This is a genomic window from Dyadobacter ginsengisoli DSM 21015, assembly GCF_059568735.1.
On the sequence record NZ_JCANTY010000005.1, the window covers coordinates 491,577 to 508,003 of the forward strand.

A 16,427-nucleotide genomic window follows, 5' to 3' on the forward strand; every position below is an offset into this window, starting at 1 on the left:
TGACCGGATATCTTGACAGGTTCACGGGAATCCGGTGACATAATTCCGTGTTTTCCGGAAGCTAATCGCCCCTTTAACGGTCGGCTTCCGGCCGAACATCGAACTGCTTTCGCAATTTACTCTGCTCCTCCACCGTCCGTATACCGGAAGTGTCGACGGCTATTCCGGAAAGCGCCTGCAAATCCGGCTGGCCTGCATTGATCCAGCAGGTATACCATACGTCGGCCACCATCTGTACCGAAGCGCGCAGCCGCCTCTCTACTTGCCCGGAGAGCATGCGGTGATAGGCTTCGGAAAAACCCCGGGAGTAGGTTCGGGTAAGCACATTATTCCGGAGTTCAAAGCTGTATTTTTTATCCGATTTGAAAGAATCAGTCAGTATCCGCTCCATCTGCAAAACAGAATCCATGGCGATATGCGAACTTGCCACAGCCTCCCAGATATCCGCAGAGATGTCTTTCCGGTAAGTCGCCACCCCAAGCCATACATCATACTGCTCAGCGAATAGCTCCGGCAACCGCGACTCCCAGAAGCCGTGGATACCATCCTGACCTGTAAGCTGGCCGTTATAATTGCGTGTGGTATGCAGAGGTACATGAGCATCAGCGATGTAGTGCCCGAGATCGGCCGAAATCCGGAGGATCCTTCTTTCCTCCTTTGCCCTGAACGCCTCCGTGAGCTGGTGTACCGCCAGCATTACGTGCCATGGCACAATCCCGTGCTTGCGAAGGCTGTCCTCCCCTATTTTGTTAACCGCTGCCTGCCACTGTCTCGGCAAATCTTTTCCGCCATAAGCATCCAGATCAATAAAATGCCGCTCGGCTTCACCCACTACGGCATACCGCCTCTTATCCGGATTAACCGCATTTTCTGAGAGGAAATCGATATGCTTTTTATAAAAGCCCATCATTTCGGGAGGCAGCCTGAATACAGCAAGCCGGTTGATCCGCTTGTGCGCCCAGAACCCCCATTGGCTTCCGGTGTCCGCATACAAGACTGAAAACACAAGCAGAAGGCTGAGATTCAAGCATCTTTTGTAAAAAAATCGACTTTTTTTAATTTTTCCTCTCGGAAGCCGGATAAATGATGCCATACAAAATTTGGAAGTTGTTTTTAACCCTTCCTCACTCGTTAAGACGTCATTTGCAAAAAAAAGTAACGGTTTGCTTATTTCTGAAACCCATTTTCATAGGAGCTGGTGATTTTATCGCCTGCCAGTTCCGTAACGCGCATGGCAAAGCCTGCAGTGCGAAGAATTATCAAAAATTTCGCCTCAGAAGAATATTTCGAAAAGTAGATTTTGATCGACTGTTTCTTTTCTTAAATATTAAATTTTCAAAATTATTTATATTTAATATACAAATAATACAATAATCAAATAATGTTTTAAATTTGTAGCAAGAAAATAAATAAGTGTATTTGTTGATTTGCTATAATGAGAACGAGAAATAAAACATTAGGATATTTGGTGCCGGTTTTTGCGCTTTGCGTATTTATGCTGGTTATTTATGGAGCTTACGTGCCTCATAAGCCTGCTGAAATTCAACGGGTAGTATGTATCAAGTTCAAACAGGGTACCACGCCTCAGGAAGTTGAAAAGCATTTGCGAGATTTCGCGGTGATGAAGAAGGCAGTGAAAGATGTCGTTGCTTATTCTGCGGGACATGTACAGAAATCGGATAGCAACAACGAAGAATTCGATGTGATCCATTATCTGACATTCCGTACTAACGAAGCTGCTCAGGAATATAAAGCAAATGCCGACAGGCTGGCATTTGTAAAAGCCAACGAAGCCCAGTGGGACAAAGTGCTGGAGATGAATTCCAACATCGAGAAGTAATTAATAATAGTAATAGGAGTGAAAATCTTAAAGAGAGCCGGGCATCCCGGCTCTCTTTTTTTGCTTCTTCACCACGCAATAGGCGTCAGCCCCTTGCTTTCCAGGTATTGATTAGCCTTACTGAAATGCCGTGTTCCAAACCAACCGCCTCCATTGGCCGACATCGGTGAGGGATGTTTTGCTTTCAGTACACAATGCTTCGAAGCATCTATCACAGCCCCTTTTTCCTGCGCATAGCGCCCCCAGAGCAAAAACACGACGTTGGTTTTCTCGTCTGAAACGCATTTGATGACCGCATCGGTAAAGCGCTCCCATCCCCGGTTCTGGTGAGATCCCGCGGCTCCGCTTTGTACCGTCAGCGTCGCATTTAAAAGAAGTACGCCCTGTTTGGCCCAGCGTTCGAGATTTCCCGACTGAGGAAACGGCTTTCCGAGATCCTCCTGAATTTCTTTAAAAATATTGATCAGCGAAGGCGGCATCCGCACACCATCATTTACTGAGAAGCAAAGACCATGTGCCTGTCCTGGTCCGTGGTAGGGATCCTGCCCGAGAATCACCACCTTACAATCATCGAAACTGCAATAGTTAAACGCATTGAAGATCTGTTTGGCGGGCGGGAATATCTGCTTTGTGGCATATTCTTCCTTTACAAAAGAGGCGAGCGATTCGAAATAAGGCTTGCTGAATTCGGGAGCAAGCCTCTCTTTCCACGACTGCTCAATTTTTACATCCATGCTGTTGTTTTTGTTTTGGGAAACCAAATTATGTGTTTTTTGATTTGGTTTTATCAGCAATTGATTACTATTTTCGTTAAAAGTGGGGTGCAAACCGATATATTTGCCGCTACTCTAACAATCCGTACTTTACAACACCCTCAGCTTATATGGTTTCCAAAGTTACAGATGGTGTCAAAGTCACCGTTTTGACGGAATATCAGCCAGATTACTCTAATCCGGATCAGGATCATTTTGTATTTACCTACAAAATCCTGATTGAAAATCATAGTGAGCATACCGTGAAGTTGCTCAGGCGCCATTGGCTTATTTATGATGCAAACGGAACGGTACGGGAAGTGGAAGGCGCCGGAATAGTCGGGCTACAACCTGTGCTGGAACCCGGGGATGTGCATGATTACGTGTCCGGCTGCAACCTGCGTACGGACATGGGCAAAATGGCCGGAACCTATCTGATGGAGAAGGTGCTCGACGGTCGCCAGTTTCGTGTGGTAATCCCCGCATTCTCACTGATTGCGCCCTACCGCCTCAACTAAATCATGAGCCCTGCTACGGCCTTTTTAAAATTCCATACCATTGATTGCTGCCTACATCAAGTACCTTTTGCGCTCCGGTAATGAGCATTCCATACATTCCCCCTTTCTGTTTGAGCTGTACAATGAGGTGATAGCCGTCCGAAAAGATAATCGGCCGGATTACGAACCCATCGTTGCGCTGCGCAAGAAACTCCTGCGATCGGATGAGGCAATCGAAGTACTCGACCTGGGCGCGGGATCACGTGTGAATAAATCCAACTTGCGTAAGATTCGTACCATTGCGAGAAATGCGGAAAAACCAGCCAAATTCGGTCGGCTGTTTTACAGGCTGATCCAGCGGTTCCAACCGCAGACAATCATCGAATTGGGTACTTCCCTGGGCTTGACGACATTGTACATGTCAAAGGCCAATCCCAAAGCCAGGCTAATCACTTTTGAAGGCTGTCCGCAAACTGCTGAAAAGGCCCGGCAGCATTTTCATAGGCAAAATGCGAATAACATCGAAATTGTACTCGGCAACATCGACGAAACATTACCTGCCCGTTTGAAAGAGCTTGATCAACCGATCGATTTCGCGTATTTCGATGCCAATCATCGTTATGAACCCACAGTGCGGTATTTTGAAGACTGTTTGCCCCATATCCAAGATGGTTCTGTTTTCATTTTCGACGACATCTATTGGTCAGAGGGCATGACCGAGGCCTGGGAGTATATCAAAGCACATCCCAAAGTGACGGTCACCGTGGACCTGTTCTGGATCGGACTGGTTTTTTTCCGGAGTGGACAGGTTAAAGAAGACTTCACGTTACGATTTTAATTCGTATACCATTAAATAACGAGTATAATCCATTGAATAATTATCAGAAGTTGCGCAAAGGTTAATTGGAGGTAAAGTTATTACCTTTATCATCCCCGTCTCAACTTCCATGACCACACAATCCATCCTTAATTCCCTGATGAACAAGGGAGTTATTTCAGAACAGCAAGCCGACACTATTGCATCTTTCGAGGCAGGCAAAACTTTCTCTATCCACTGGGAGTTGCGCTCCATACTCTATCTGGGAATACTGATTTTCAGTTCGGGTGCCGGTATCTTAATTTATGAGAACATTGACACGATAGGGCATCAGGTAATTATCGCGGCCATCGCCTGTCTGACGGCCGGATGTTTCTATTACACCTATAAGAACAGCCTGCCATACGACCACGGTGAGCTCCACAACCCCAACAAGTTTGTTGATTATGTGTTGCTGCTCGGCTGCTCTACATTCCTCGGTTTGGAAGGCTATATACAGTATCAGTACAACATTTTCGGAAGCCGTTACGGCCTGGCTGTGATCATTCCGACCATTCTTTTCTTTGTCTGCGCCTACCGGTTCGATCACCGCGGCGCATTGTCGATGGCCATCACCGGCCTTGCCTCCTGGCTGGGATTGACGATCGCGCCACTTTCCGTATTGGCTGACAACGACTTTTCAGACGGTAAGCTGATCATCCCGGCTATCGCACTAGGCTCGGCCCTGACAGCAGTAGGCTGGATTTCGGAAGAGCAAAAAATCAAAAAGCATTTCGCATTCACCTATATGTTAATGGGTGGGAATCTGGCAGCTATTGCAGCGCAAATCGGGTTGTTTACACATGCACCAAAAATCCTTTACTTTCTCATAGGCATCGGGCTCTGTTACTTCTTTATCCGGCGCGCCCGTCATGAGCAGTCGCTGTTATTTCTCCTGATGGGAACGGTATATGGTTACTGCATTGTCACCTACACATTGTTTACCACGCTGGGCGCTGAAGTTGCATTAGGACTAAGCATATTTTATTTCCTTTTTTCCAGTGTGGGAGTGATTTATTTTCTGTTGAACTTCAAAAAATTCCTGGGGATTAAAAAATGAAAAAGGCCTACAACCAAACCTGGATCGAAAACCTGTACATTCAACAGCAGGCATCCCAATGGAAACTCAAAAACCTGCTTACGGCTGAACAAGAGACAGAAGTCAGAAATCAGTTTCCCGAACAATTTTACCGTCCCGGCTTGTTTGTCAAAATCGGGCTTTTCTGCTTTGCAGTGGTTGCCTGTTCGTTTTTTGTGGGCTTCCTGTCGCTATTCTTTTACGACACAGGCTCTGAGGTAGGTTTTTCGACGCTTAGCCTTATATGTTGTGCCTGCTTCATCTTCTGCCTGGAATATCTGATCAAAACAAAAGGCCTTTTTCACTCGGGTGTCGACCAGGCATTGCTATATGCGGCAGTCACGGCGGCGCTGACACCCATGTTTCTGCTTTTCGATCACGCCCCGCTGTGGATACATTGTCTCGTCGCGCTGGCGATTATCGCTCCCGCAACGCTACGCTACGCAGACCTCCTCGGCGCGATTGTCATCTTCGGATTGATTTTCACCCTGCTTGCCGATCTTATGATGAAATCTCCTCTCGGTAAAGCATTACTGCCATTCGGAGTGATGGTCTTGTCGGCACTCATTTACTGGCTGGCCAGAAAAAGTACCGATCTCTATTATCGTGAATGCCGGCAGGTCTTGGAAGTTTTATCATTAATAACCTTCTACCTGGGCGGAAATTACCTGATCGTGCGGGAAGCGAACGCAATGCTCAATGATCTGACACTTTCGATAGCCCCACAGATCTCATTTGCTCCCGTGTTTTACCTTTTTACATGCATTATCCCCCTGGTGTATATTGCTACGGGGGCCAAAAAGCGCGACAGACTCCTCTTCATTCTGGGGCTGCTGGCTCTCGCATTTTCTATTTATACTTTTCTCCATTATTTCAGTCCATTCACCGCGTCACAGGAACTGGTCCTGGCTGGTGGAGTGATGCTCGCAGCGTCTGTTGCGCTGATCCGATACCTCCATGTGCCCCGATATGGTATTTCGGATGAGCAGGACCGCAAACGCCGTTTTGCCAACCTTGAAGCGGTGATCGTCGCGCAAAAACTAGGCGCAACACCGGAAGGTAACAGGCTCGAATTCGGAGGAGGGGATTTCGGAGGAGGTGGAGCAGGGGAAGCTTATTAATCCGTTAAAAATTTGGAACTTTACAACAGTTACTTATTTACATACGAACATTTGTAATGAAAAAACTTTTCGGAATAGCCCTACTTTGCCTTTTAACACTCAGCGTACTCGCCCAAGCACCCAAAACATCCGGCAATCCGGTCTTCCCCGGCTGGTATGCCGATCCTGAAGGGATCATTTTCAATAAAACATTCTGGATCTATCCGACGTATTCTGCACCCTACAACCAGCAGGTACATATGGACGCATTCTCTTCGAAGGATCTGGTTACCTGGGAAAAACACCCGAATATTATCGATACAGCGGCCGTCAAATGGGCCAGGCGGGCGATGTGGGCTCCGTCAATCATTGAAAAGGACAAAAAATATTTCCTCTTTTTCGGAGCTAATGACATTCAGAACGACCAGGAGAAAGGCGGTATCGGCGTCGCTGTTGCCGATCGGCCCGAAGGTCCGTTCAGGGATTATCTGGGCAAACCACTCGTTGATCAATTCCATAACGGCGCCCAGCCGATCGATCAGTTTGTTTTCAGGGACAAAGACGGCCAGTATTACCTCTTTTACGGCGGTTGGCGACACTGCAATGTAGCTAAACTCAAAAGTGATTTTACCGGTTTCATTCCCTTCGAAGACGGAAAGATTTTCCGGGAAATTACTCCCAAAGGTTATGTCGAAGGCCCATTCATGTTTATCCGGAACGGCAAATACTATTTCATGTGGTCGGAAGGCGGATGGACAGGCCCGGATTATTCGGTCGCCTATGCCATTTCAGACTCCCCTTTCGGTCCGTTTGAGCGGGTAGGTAAAATTCTTCAGCAAGACCCCAAGGTGGCGACGGGAGCAGGGCACCATTCCGTCATACAAGTTCCGGGAAAAGACGAATGGTACATTGTCTACCACAGAAGACCCCTGACGGAAACCGACGGCAACCACCGCGAAACTTGTATCGACCTAATGACTTTCGACAAAAAAGGAATGATCAATCCCGTCAAGATAACCCGAGAAGGCGTCAGCGCCGTCCGTTTAAAATAACCTCCCCTACTCAGTATCCAAACTCTCCAGTCCGACTGGCTTCCTTTGAGTGGGACCGGAGAATTCTTATTTTTTCTTTATCGATCTATACCAACGCGGCGGCGCCCTGTAAATAAGTGGAGGGATGTTCCTGAATCCTGGTCAGGGCATGATCGATTCCGGCGGGCAAAATTGTGGGAACGTGCGGTCACGGGACACGGAAACAAAACAGCTAGGTTTCCGCGAAATGCTTCAGGAGTCATTTGATCCGATTTGATTCAGGAAATATTATATTGAGCAAAAAACTGTGGGTCAAATAGTTCTGCCATATAGTACCGTGCGTTGAGACAAATTCCGGCCCTCTTCTCCGGATACTTCGGGAATTCTTGCGGCTATTTTTAACTTTATGCGTTATTGGAATGATTTTTGCCTGACAAAGGCAAACTCATCGCGTCTCTATCCTGTCCGCTAATAGCCTTGATCCGATATGCACATCAACAAATATGAAGAACAAGTAATGCCTGAATTCACCAAATGGCAGCTTAAAATGCAGAAGCGGCCCAACTTCATTGACAGGACGTCAAAAAAAGTACAGGACAAGCTCAACAATATTATCCCTGACAAAATACATCAGATCGTTACAGGCACGATCAAACAAATGGTGCGTGGCGTGCTGACAGGCGCTGAATTCACCACATCCCAACCGACACCGGCCAGCTCTCTCGAAGAAATCGAAACCGCGGTAAAAAAGAAGCTGGATTTCTATAAAAAGGCCGGCGCTGCGGAAGGGGGTATTGCCGGAGCCGGTGGGTTCTGGCTTGCATTAGCCGACTTCCCGATCCTGTTAGGCATCAAAATCAAGTTACTGTTTGAGATTGCCGCCCTGTATGGCAAGCCCGTCAACGACTATCGGGAACGCCTTTTCATCCTCCATATTTTTCAACTGACATTTTCCAGCCAGAAAGAACGGCAACAAATATTTGCCAGAATGGTACAATGGGATTCCAAAAGCAGAGAACTTCCGGAAGACATACACCAGTTCGACTGGAAAACATTCCAGCAAGAGTACCGGGACTATATCGATCTGGCCAAAATGGCACAGCTGATCCCCGGGATTGGCGCGGCTGTGGGTGTCATTGTCAATTACCGCCTGCTTGATCAACTCGGCAAGAATGCAATCAACGCTTACAGGATGAGGTGGTTTGAAGAACGCATGCTCGACAGTGGCGAAAGGACGCTCCTGCCTACCACAGCCTGAATAAAATAAGTATTAGTACAGTAAAGATCTATTTGGTCCCATTGAATGAGCGCTAAGAAAAAGCAATACATATACGGCAAAACTCTGGATAACGCCTTTTTGGCGGTTTACGATGCGTATGTTTTCTTTATCCGGTTCTTTCGCGAGCTCTTCCGCGGAAGGATGGAATTCCAGGAAATGGTCCGGCAATGTTATGCGATCGGCAATAAGTCGCTGGTCCTGATCAGTCTCACCGGATTTATTACCGGAATGGTATTTACCAAGCAGTCGCGGCCTTCCCTTTCTGAATTCGGAGCTACTTCTTGGCTGCCTTCACTTGTGGCGATCGCCATCGTGAGGGCCCTCGCACCACTCGTCACGGCCCTGATCAGTGCCGGGAAGATAGGTTCCAGCATCGGTGCAGAACTAGGCTCCATGCGGGTTACCGAACAGATTGACGCCATGGAGGTCTCCGCGGTAAACCCGTTCAAATTCCTGGTAGTAACCCGTGTAATGGCCTCCACCATCGCCATTCCCGTGCTAATGTTCTACTGTTCATTAGTCAGCCTGTTCGGCGCATTTCTGAATGTGACCCTGAACGAGGGTACCAGTTTCATTGCCTTCTTCGAAAACGCATTCGAACAGATTACATTTCTAGACATCTGGACATCAGTGGCAAAAGCCGTCGCATATGGGTTCACCATCGGCATCGTGGGCTGTTACCAGGGCTATAATGCAAGCAAAGGCACCGAGGGCGTCGGTAAAGCGGCCAATTCTGCTGTCGTGATCTCGATGTTCCTTATTTTCATAGAAGAGGTAATCATCGTGCAGGTTTCCAATTATTTCAGAATTTAAAATGGAAGAAGTTTTTAAATCCGGCGAACCGGTCATTGAAGTAAGGGACCTCTACAAATCATTCGGCGATTTACACGTCCTCCGCGGCGTTGACCTGGCTGTTGAAAAAGGCGAAAACCTGGTTGTGCTGGGTCGTTCCGGAACAGGGAAATCGGTCCTGATCAAAATTATGATCGGTCTCCTTAAACAGGACCGGGGCGATTGCATTGTACTGGGACAGGAAGTCTCCAAGCTGGCTGGTACAGAATTGCGCGATCTACGACTGAAAATAGGGTTTTCTTTTCAGAACAGTGCATTATACGATAGCATGACCGTCCGCGAAAATCTGGAATTTCCACTGGTACGAAACATCCCGAACCTGAAACGCGCCGAAATTAACGAACAGGTGGAGTATGTGCTGGATGCCGTAGGCTTGCTGCAAACGATCAACCAGGTACCCTCTGAGCTCTCGGGTGGGCAGCGCAAGCGCATTGGTATTGCACGCACATTGATCCTGAAACCTGAAATCATGCTCTATGACGAGCCAACTGCGGGCCTGGACCCTATTACCTGTCTGGAAATCAACGAGCTGATAAACGAAGTAAAGGAAAAGTACCAGACAACCTCGATCATCATCACACACGATCTCACATGCGCACGGTCCACCGGCGACCGGATCGCAATGCTTCTGGATGGTAAATTCCTGAAAACAGGCACATTTGAGGAAGTTTTCGATACCGACGAGGAGCGCATTAAAAGTTTTTACGATTATAATTTTATTCAGTAATAATGGAAACATCAATCAAACGATCCGTCACCGTAGGCCTTTTTGTTGTGATCGGCATTATCATATTCGTTGTGGGGATACTGACGGTCGGCAGCATGAAAAAGGTTTTTTCTTCCACCATTACCGTCAAGACCATTTTCGATGATGTAAACGGCCTCAAAATCGGCAACAACATCTGGTATTCAGGGGTAAAAATCGGGACGGTCAAAACGATCCGGTTCCTGGAAAACTCAAAAGTGGAGGTCATGTTGAATATCGAGGAGAAGTCCCAGGAATTTGTCCGCAAAAATGCGAAAGCCAAGGTTAGCACCGACGGTTTAATCGGCAATAAGATCATCGTTATCTACGGTGGCACTCAGAAAGTTCCGTCCATAGAAGACGGTGACGAACTGGCCGTTGAAAAGATCGAAAGCACCGAAGAAATGCTCGCAGTATTGTCCGAAAACAACAAGAACCTGCTGGGCATCACGAGCGCATTCAAGACGATCAGTAAAAATATCCTCGCCGGAAAAGGTACCGTAGGTATGTTACTGAACGACGAACGCCTCTATAACGACCTGGATCAGACGTTGGCTGCGATGAAAAAAGCGTCGGTTAATGCGCAGGCACTTACAGCGTCACTGGCCAGCTACTCGGCCAAGCTGACCCAAAAAGGCGGGCTGGCAAATGATTTCGCCACCGACACGGTCATTATGAAAGACCTGCGTGGAAGCATTGCGCGGTTGAATGAGACAGTCTCGTCGGCCAACGTGATGGTCAACAACCTGAAAACTGCCAGTGCCGATCTTAATTCGAATAAAACCAGCCCCCTGGGAGTCCTTCTCCACGATGAAGCGACCGCGACAAGTATGAAGGAAACGCTTAAAAACCTGGAAAGTACCACCGAAAAGCTGGATGAAAACATGACTGCCCTACGGTCCAATTTCCTCTTCCGGAGGTATTTCCGGAAGAAAGAGAAGGAAGAAGCCAAACAACCGGTGAAAGAAGAGGCTAAGGAGCCGGTGAACCAATAAATGTGATAGTTTTGCAGAAAGCGGCTATATTGTCGAAATATTTCACCAACGATCCCGGCTCAAATCCCACTTGTTGAGCTTCTGAAAACTTATCGCATAGCACAATGGCATTACAACTCAACCCCGCCCTGGATCTCGCATACATTGACCAGGCCTACGGAGAAGATCCTGTGATCCTGCACATGATTTTTGACGCATTCCTCAGTGACTCCATTCCCCGCTGGCAAACTCTTCAGAATGCGTTGCAGTCGGGTGAACTCAAAGAAGCGGCCAGCATCGTACATGGATTAAAACCTTCCTTCACCATGACTGGCCTCACCTTTGTCAGACCAAAGGTGGAAGTATTGGAAAAGGCGATTAAAGAGAACGAACCGACCGAAACGCTCATGACGATGTACCAGGAGATTTCCGGGGAGCTTGCAGCACTGACCCCCATCCTGGAAGTCGAGTCGGAGCGGTTGAAACAAATGTAAGCCTGTGATACAGCATGATTCGAGCGCATGGCCGGTTATGCGCTTTTTCTTTTGGCTTTGTCCCAGGCAGCGCTCTGCGACCCTTTCAGGTATCTTCGGATCCCGGCCAATACCGCATAGTTCATCATGCAAAAATAGTAAGGTACAAAAAGGGCTTTGACCTTGATCTTGCGGCGTTCCAGCAACCATCCGGCCAGCGCAAGCAAGTAAAATCCGACCTGTCCTGCCAATAGTAAGCTATAAAGGAAACCACCGGACTTGAAAACAATGAAAACATTCAGGATCAGTGCCAGGATCATCAGGAATGGCGTGACAGTCCACCGCAATACCCTGTGGCTGATATATTGAAACGAAAGCAGCGAATCGTGGAATGGGTTCATCAGTTTTTTCAATCGCAGTATGGACTGGATCCCGCCTGCCGCAATACGCACCTTTCTTTTCAACTCCTCCTGTATACTTTCAGAAGAAAGTTCGGAAGCATAAGCGTCCGGTTCGTACACGATCCGATAACCCTGCTCGGCGATCTGCATGGAAATCATGAAATCGTCCAGGATCGTATCCGGTTGCACCGATTTATAGAGTGACCTCCGCACACTGAACAGCTCTCCTGCCGCGCCAACGACCGAATAGAGCTCAGAATCCCATTTTTTTAATGCCGATTCATACTTCCAGTAAAAACCTTCCCCGGCCGTCGCGTCCGACACCGTATCCTGCATGACCCGTTTCTCCCCCGACACCGCACCCACACGGGGGTCTGCGTAATGCCGCGCGATCAACAGCAGTGCTTCCCGGTTGAGAAAGGTATTCGCGTCCGTAAACACCACCACTTCCGTATCTACCTGATCCATAGCACGATGCATGGCCAAAATCTTGCCGCTACGCACCGGTGTATGCATGAGTCTGATTTCGGGGTAAGCTGCGACCAGATCCGGCGTGCGGTCGTTGGAGCCGTCGGTTACGAAGAGAACGCTGAGCTTTTCCGAGGGATACGAGAGTTCCAGCGTATTCCTGATTTTCTCTTCAATGATACTCTCTTCGTTATATGCCGCAATCACAAGCGTAAGCGTGGGAAATTCCTGGTCCAGGCCGGGCGCCAGCCGCTTCCCTCTGAAAATCCGGCGGATCCGCACCATCATGTAAAGCAGGATGCCGTAACCGAGAAAGGTGTAGAAAACAATAAACAAACTGAGCCAGAAAAGTATTTCCATAAATCAGCGGGTCAACGGAAAGCCGAGGTTTGAGCTATCCGGTTTATTGCTGAAATGCCAGGTAATGGCTCGCAGAAAAACCGGAATGAAGTTGTATTCTTTATTCCTGATATATTGAATGATGTTCCGGGGGATCACCGCTATGAGGAAGTAGCAGCAAAAAATGAAAAAAGTAAAGCCCCGTGCATTCCGGCGGATGAAAAGGATGCGGTTACGGTTCATGAAAAATTCTTTGAGCGCCGTCCTTTTACCTACTGATACGGATTCCTTATGGTAGATCAATGCATCCAGGTTCACGTGTATTTCATAACCAGCCTTGCGGATGCGCTCGCACCAATCCAGCTCTTCGTAATAAAGGAAATAATTCTCGGCCATTCCGCCCACTTTTTCCCAGGCCTCCCGGCTGATCATCATAGCTGCTCCGTGTGCGTAGCCGGTTACGCCCGTGAGAAAATCATATTGCCCCTGGTCCGTTTCGAACTGCCCGATACATGCGTTGCGGGCGGTGTAGTAGTTCATGGGGGTATAGCCGGTGTACTGCAACATCCCGGGGTGATCGAAATAATGGATCTTCGGGGAAATCATCCCGATCTGTGGATTGGCCTCCATAGTAGCAACCAGCTTGCCGATCACACCGGCCGTCACTTCGGTATCATTGTTGATCAGAAAGAGATAATCACCCGTCGCAGCCGCCATTCCTATATTGTTTCCACCCGCAAAACCTGTATTCAGGTCCGAGCGAATGAAGGTCATCCCCGGATACCGCTCCTGCCAGTCAGGTACATGATTGGCTTTACTCCCATTGTCGACGACGATGATTTCCAGGTTTGGATAGCTATTAACTTCTTGCAATGATTTCAATAAATCTTCTGTCACCTTCGGCTGATTGAAATTCACTGTGACAATGGAGACTTTTTTCATTGGTAAAACCAAACTCTCAGGATGTACTGGAAATGAAGGAATATCTTGATTGATTTGTAGAACTATTTCAAATTTAACAATAAAAACATAGCTTTAACCAAAATCCGGAATTCGTCAAATGTTTTTCTAAAAACATGCCTGATTCGTTCCGATAGGCTTCCGGCTACCAAACAATCCTGTTCGCGTGAAACTCAACCGCCTGCTCAACGACTCAGAACCCGGCCATTCCCCGTCCGGTCCTCACGCACAGGACCTGGCACAGGTTGAAACCAGGATGAGGGAACTGATCGATGCCATAGCACATGCAGATATTGATCCGCAGCATGCACGTCAGTATCAGAAACAGATAGCGGAAGCATTCGAACGGTCCGCGCAAACACAAAAAAGAATTGCGCCGTTCAAGGAGCTGGACCAGGACAATAACCTTTCCAGGGAGGAGTTGCTCGAAGGTTTGGAAAAATTGCTGGCCGAGAACCAGATCGACAGCCGGATCAGCGCTCCAAAGCGCAGTGGAAAAATGGTCCAGAAGGGGGTTATGTTTATCCTGTCCATCTTGCTCATCGTCGTCGGTTTTGCGATGATCATCATGCCCGCACCGCCGAGTTTTGAAATTTTTACTGTTTTCTATTTTAATGCGAATGATGGCGTGACGGTGATGGATCTCGTCTCGCTGCTGATTATTTTCGGGGGAGTACTTTTGTTTGTATTAAACTTCAACAAAAAATGATCAGCTTTCGCGATCCGCCTACAACCGTCAAAAAAATCCTGTTTGTAGAAGACAACCTGCTTTTCCGCAAAGTGGTGGAAGCTTCGTTGGTAAAAGCGGGCTACAATTGCGTGTTATGCGAATCGGCTACGGAAGCGCTGAACCTGCTGCTTGTAGAAACACCGGACCTGATCCTCTCGGACTACGATATGCCGGAAATGAATGGCTTCGATTTCCGCCAGGCCGTCCTGCTCAACCCGAATATCAGCGACATCCCGTTCGTGTTCCTCACTTCTGCCACCGACAACAAACTCGTGCTGGAAGGCCTGAACATGTCGGCGCTGGACTTCATCAACAAAGAAACGCCGATCCCGGTTATCATCACCAAGCTCAATAACATTATCAAAACCCTTGAAAACGAACACGTTCGTTCGGTCAGGGAACTGAAAGTGGCGGCTGAAACGCTGAATGTCAAATCAATCCCCACGCATTCCCCTTCCGTTCAGGGTTTCCGCATCCACTTCTGGCATAAAGGTTACCGCGGTTACCCCGGCGGCGATTTTATCGATTTTGTACAAGTCGACGATCGCTTCTGTTTTGCATTCCTGGGAGATATCATGGGGAAGAAATGGAAGGCCTGGTTTTTCACATTCGGCTTTCTGAGTTATATCCGAGCCGCGATCCGGTTTTGTGTGCTCGATCAGGATTTTGACCTGGCTACCATCGTCCAGAAGATCAACAAGCTGATTTACCTGGATGAAAGCCTCCAGAATATTCTTTCCAGCCTGTCACTGCTATTGCTGGATACGCGTACGGGCGATGTGCATTACACAGGTGCAGGCGACCTGCCACTGATCAGCTACCAGCCTGAGACAGGTAAAACGACCACGATACAATCGGCAGGACTGTTGCTGGGTCTGCTGGAAGACGGATTCTATGATAACAAGACCATTTCGATGAAGCCCGGTGATCAGCTTGCGATCTTTACCGACGGGATGATCGATATACCGTCGAATGGATCCAAAAAAAGTGATTATCCCTTCTTTGTGGAAAAAATAATGCCGTACCTCGGTCAACCCGACAGCTTCGGACTGATCCGGGAGCACGTTCTGGAACGCATTGATGACAGCAACCAGATGGACGACGCTAGCATCATTTTTATAGAAAAACAATAACCCTATATGATACTGCAAACAGAAGAAGTCAACCGTGTAGTACAGGCCACCATATTACCTGAGGAAGCAAGCCTGGCCAATGCGGATGCATTCAAGGAAGAAATGATCACCTTGATTGCCGGTGGCATTAAGCTGGTAATCGTCAGTTTTGAAAACGTCAATTACATCGACAGCTCTTTTCTGGGAAGCCTTGTGGTGGCGCTGAAATACGCGATGCCACGAAATGTTGATATCTACCTGGTCTCGCTCAAACCGGATGTCAAAAACCTACTCACGCTCATCCGCATGGATAAGGTCTTCAGGATTTTTGACAATTACGGGGAGGCCATGGGAACACTTAACTAGTTTATGAGGGGGGATTCTGATCATATTAAAATAGTTTTCAGCAGCAAACGGGAAGAAGTTCCCGCAACGCTACACCTGTGCCTGGACCATATCCGGATCAAAGCGGGGGCGAGCCCACTGGCAGATGAAGTCATGGACAAAATCAAATGGGTCGTGATTGAACTGCTTACCAATGCAGTCAAGCATTCGGGCGAGCGGGAATCTATGTTAAAAATCAGCGTCTCCAGAGGAACGATAGTCCTGGAAAAGGAAGATTACGGCCCTCCCCTGGTACTGGTGGGACACGACAGAAAAAAAATCATGTGGCCGCTGGAAGGTCTCATGCGTCCCTTCGATTTCCCCATCTACCACAATGGCATGGACTCCCTCTGTGTGCGCATGGATGAATCAGGGAAAGCGACATTTTTTATCGAACAGCTGGCAGAACTTGAAATGCCCGCATTGCTGTCGGATACCAGCGAACATTTCGGCTTGCTGATCATGACCAAAGCCTCCGACGAGTTCACCTATGAATACGACCCCGCTACCGGCGTGAACCGGTTTATCAGCACATTCCATCTGACCCGCACCTGAC

Annotated in this window: 19 protein-coding genes; 15 read left to right on the forward strand and 4 right to left on the reverse strand. The window is 48.0% G+C overall.

What is annotated here, in order from left to right; translation table 11 throughout:
* Nucleotides 1–73 precede the first annotated feature (73 nt).
* Nucleotides 74–1,006, reverse strand: a complete 933-nt coding sequence (locus BP71_RS20580) for a zinc dependent phospholipase C family protein (RefSeq protein ID WP_496382654.1) — start codon at nt 1,004–1,006, stop codon at nt 74–76.
* A 429-nt stretch (nt 1,007–1,435) separates the two neighbouring features.
* Between BP71_RS20580 and BP71_RS20585 the strand changes: the two genes are divergently transcribed.
* Nucleotides 1,436–1,840, forward strand: coding sequence for a Dabb family protein (locus BP71_RS20585; RefSeq protein WP_496382656.1), 405 nt, complete (start codon nt 1,436–1,438; stop codon nt 1,838–1,840).
* A gap of 68 nt (nt 1,841–1,908) precedes the next feature.
* On the opposite strand, the gene ung is transcribed toward BP71_RS20585, so the two are convergent.
* Nucleotides 1,909–2,574, reverse strand: coding sequence for a uracil-DNA glycosylase (gene ung, locus BP71_RS20590; protein WP_496382657.1), 666 nt, complete (start codon nt 2,572–2,574; stop codon nt 1,909–1,911).
* A 149-nt stretch (nt 2,575–2,723) separates the two neighbouring features.
* On the opposite strand from ung, the gene apaG reads away from it, so the two are divergent.
* The 10 genes from apaG to BP71_RS20640 all read left to right on the forward strand — a co-directional run bounded on the left by apaG (nt 2,724) and on the right by BP71_RS20640 (nt 11,498).
* On the forward strand, nt 2,724–3,110 hold the full coding sequence (gene apaG / locus BP71_RS20595; protein WP_496382659.1) for a Co2+/Mg2+ efflux facilitator ApaG/CorD: 387 nt from the start codon (nt 2,724–2,726) through the stop codon (nt 3,108–3,110).
* A 40-nt stretch (nt 3,111–3,150) separates the two neighbouring features.
* On the forward strand, nt 3,151–3,927 hold the full coding sequence (locus BP71_RS20600; protein ID WP_496382661.1) for an O-methyltransferase: 777 nt from the start codon (nt 3,151–3,153) through the stop codon (nt 3,925–3,927).
* Nucleotides 3,928–4,036: 109 nt separating this feature from the next.
* Nucleotides 4,037–5,005 (forward strand): DUF2157 domain-containing protein, encoded by a 969-nt coding sequence (locus tag BP71_RS20605; RefSeq protein ID WP_496382663.1) that lies wholly within the window; start codon nt 4,037–4,039, stop codon nt 5,003–5,005.
* Entirely contained in the window at nt 5,002–6,144 is a 1,143-nt protein-coding gene (locus BP71_RS20610) for a hypothetical protein (RefSeq protein WP_496382665.1), read from the forward strand. The genes BP71_RS20605 and BP71_RS20610 overlap by 4 nt, the downstream gene beginning before the upstream one ends.
* 56 nt (nt 6,145–6,200) lie before the next feature.
* Entirely contained in the window at nt 6,201–7,175 is a 975-nt protein-coding gene (locus tag BP71_RS20615; RefSeq protein WP_496382667.1) for a glycoside hydrolase family 43 protein, read from the forward strand.
* Nucleotides 7,176–7,647: 472 nt separating this feature from the next.
* Complete coding sequence (locus tag BP71_RS20620) at nt 7,648–8,412, forward strand: EcsC family protein (protein WP_496383139.1); 765 nt, start codon at nt 7,648–7,650, stop codon at nt 8,410–8,412.
* Nucleotides 8,413–8,457: 45 nt separating this feature from the next.
* Entirely contained in the window at nt 8,458–9,246 is a 789-nt protein-coding gene (locus BP71_RS20625) for an MlaE family ABC transporter permease (protein WP_496382669.1), read from the forward strand.
* A gap of 1 nt (nt 9,247) precedes the next feature.
* Nucleotides 9,248–10,012, forward strand: coding sequence for an ABC transporter ATP-binding protein (locus BP71_RS20630; RefSeq protein ID WP_496382671.1), 765 nt, complete (start codon nt 9,248–9,250; stop codon nt 10,010–10,012).
* Nucleotides 10,013–10,014: 2 nt separating this feature from the next.
* The gene (locus BP71_RS20635) at nt 10,015–11,025 is read left to right on the forward strand and encodes an MlaD family protein (protein ID WP_496382673.1); all 1,011 of its coding nucleotides are present in this window, start codon (nt 10,015–10,017) and stop codon (nt 11,023–11,025) included.
* Nucleotides 11,026–11,129: 104 nt separating this feature from the next.
* The gene (locus tag BP71_RS20640) at nt 11,130–11,498 is read left to right on the forward strand and encodes an Hpt domain-containing protein (protein WP_496382675.1); all 369 of its coding nucleotides are present in this window, start codon (nt 11,130–11,132) and stop codon (nt 11,496–11,498) included.
* Nucleotides 11,499–11,533: 35 nt separating this feature from the next.
* Here BP71_RS20640 and BP71_RS20645 read toward each other — a convergent pair whose 3' ends face one another.
* The gene (locus tag BP71_RS20645; protein WP_496382677.1) at nt 11,534–12,706 is read right to left on the reverse strand and encodes a glycosyltransferase family 2 protein; all 1,173 of its coding nucleotides are present in this window, start codon (nt 12,704–12,706) and stop codon (nt 11,534–11,536) included.
* Nucleotides 12,707–12,709: 3 nt separating this feature from the next.
* Entirely contained in the window at nt 12,710–13,627 is a 918-nt protein-coding gene (locus tag BP71_RS20650; protein ID WP_496382679.1) for a glycosyltransferase family 2 protein, read from the reverse strand.
* Between the two features lie 184 nt (nt 13,628–13,811).
* On the opposite strand from BP71_RS20650, the gene BP71_RS20655 reads away from it, so the two are divergent.
* The 4 genes from BP71_RS20655 to BP71_RS20670 are packed head-to-tail and all read left to right on the forward strand — an operon-like array spanning nt 13,812 to nt 16,426.
* A complete protein-coding gene (locus tag BP71_RS20655) occupies nt 13,812–14,354 on the forward strand; it encodes a hypothetical protein (protein WP_496382680.1) in 543 nt (180 codons plus the stop codon).
* Entirely contained in the window at nt 14,351–15,508 is a 1,158-nt protein-coding gene (locus BP71_RS20660) for a SpoIIE family protein phosphatase (protein WP_496382682.1), read from the forward strand. The genes BP71_RS20655 and BP71_RS20660 overlap by 4 nt, the downstream gene beginning before the upstream one ends.
* A gap of 6 nt (nt 15,509–15,514) precedes the next feature.
* Nucleotides 15,515–15,853, forward strand: coding sequence for an STAS domain-containing protein (locus BP71_RS20665; RefSeq protein ID WP_496382684.1), 339 nt, complete (start codon nt 15,515–15,517; stop codon nt 15,851–15,853).
* A 3-nt stretch (nt 15,854–15,856) separates the two neighbouring features.
* On the forward strand, nt 15,857–16,426 hold the full coding sequence (locus BP71_RS20670; RefSeq protein ID WP_496382686.1) for an ATP-binding protein: 570 nt from the start codon (nt 15,857–15,859) through the stop codon (nt 16,424–16,426).
* Nucleotide 16,427 lies beyond the last annotated feature (1 nt).

Excerpts from the sequence above, each read along its gene's own strand:
- BP71_RS20650 (WP_496382679.1), bottom strand. The coding sequence starts at position 13,627 with ATGAAAAAAGTCTCCATTGTCACAGTGAATTTCAATCAGCCGAAGGTG.
- BP71_RS20645 (WP_496382677.1), bottom strand. The coding sequence starts at position 12,706 with ATGGAAATACTTTTCTGGCTCAGTTTGTTTATTGTTTTCTACACCTTT.
- BP71_RS20635 (WP_496382673.1), top strand. The coding sequence starts at position 10,015 with ATGGAAACATCAATCAAACGATCCGTCACCGTAGGCCTTTTTGTTGTG.
- BP71_RS20610 (WP_496382665.1), top strand. The coding sequence starts at position 5,002 with ATGAAAAAGGCCTACAACCAAACCTGGATCGAAAACCTGTACATTCAA.
- BP71_RS20630 (WP_496382671.1), top strand. The coding sequence starts at position 9,248 with ATGGAAGAAGTTTTTAAATCCGGCGAACCGGTCATTGAAGTAAGGGAC.
- BP71_RS20615 (WP_496382667.1), top strand. The coding sequence starts at position 6,201 with ATGAAAAAACTTTTCGGAATAGCCCTACTTTGCCTTTTAACACTCAGC.
- BP71_RS20585 (WP_496382656.1), top strand. The coding sequence starts at position 1,436 with ATGAGAACGAGAAATAAAACATTAGGATATTTGGTGCCGGTTTTTGCG.
- ung (WP_496382657.1), bottom strand. The coding sequence starts at position 2,574 with ATGGATGTAAAAATTGAGCAGTCGTGGAAAGAGAGGCTTGCTCCCGAA.
- BP71_RS20605 (WP_496382663.1), top strand. The coding sequence starts at position 4,037 with ATGACCACACAATCCATCCTTAATTCCCTGATGAACAAGGGAGTTATT.
- BP71_RS20640 (WP_496382675.1), top strand. The coding sequence starts at position 11,130 with ATGGCATTACAACTCAACCCCGCCCTGGATCTCGCATACATTGACCAG.
- apaG (WP_496382659.1), top strand. The coding sequence starts at position 2,724 with ATGGTTTCCAAAGTTACAGATGGTGTCAAAGTCACCGTTTTGACGGAA.
- BP71_RS20625 (WP_496382669.1), top strand. The coding sequence starts at position 8,458 with ATGAGCGCTAAGAAAAAGCAATACATATACGGCAAAACTCTGGATAAC.
- BP71_RS20665 (WP_496382684.1), top strand. The coding sequence starts at position 15,515 with ATGATACTGCAAACAGAAGAAGTCAACCGTGTAGTACAGGCCACCATA.
- BP71_RS20670 (WP_496382686.1), top strand. The coding sequence starts at position 15,857 with ATGAGGGGGGATTCTGATCATATTAAAATAGTTTTCAGCAGCAAACGG.
- BP71_RS20660 (WP_496382682.1), top strand. The coding sequence starts at position 14,351 with ATGATCAGCTTTCGCGATCCGCCTACAACCGTCAAAAAAATCCTGTTT.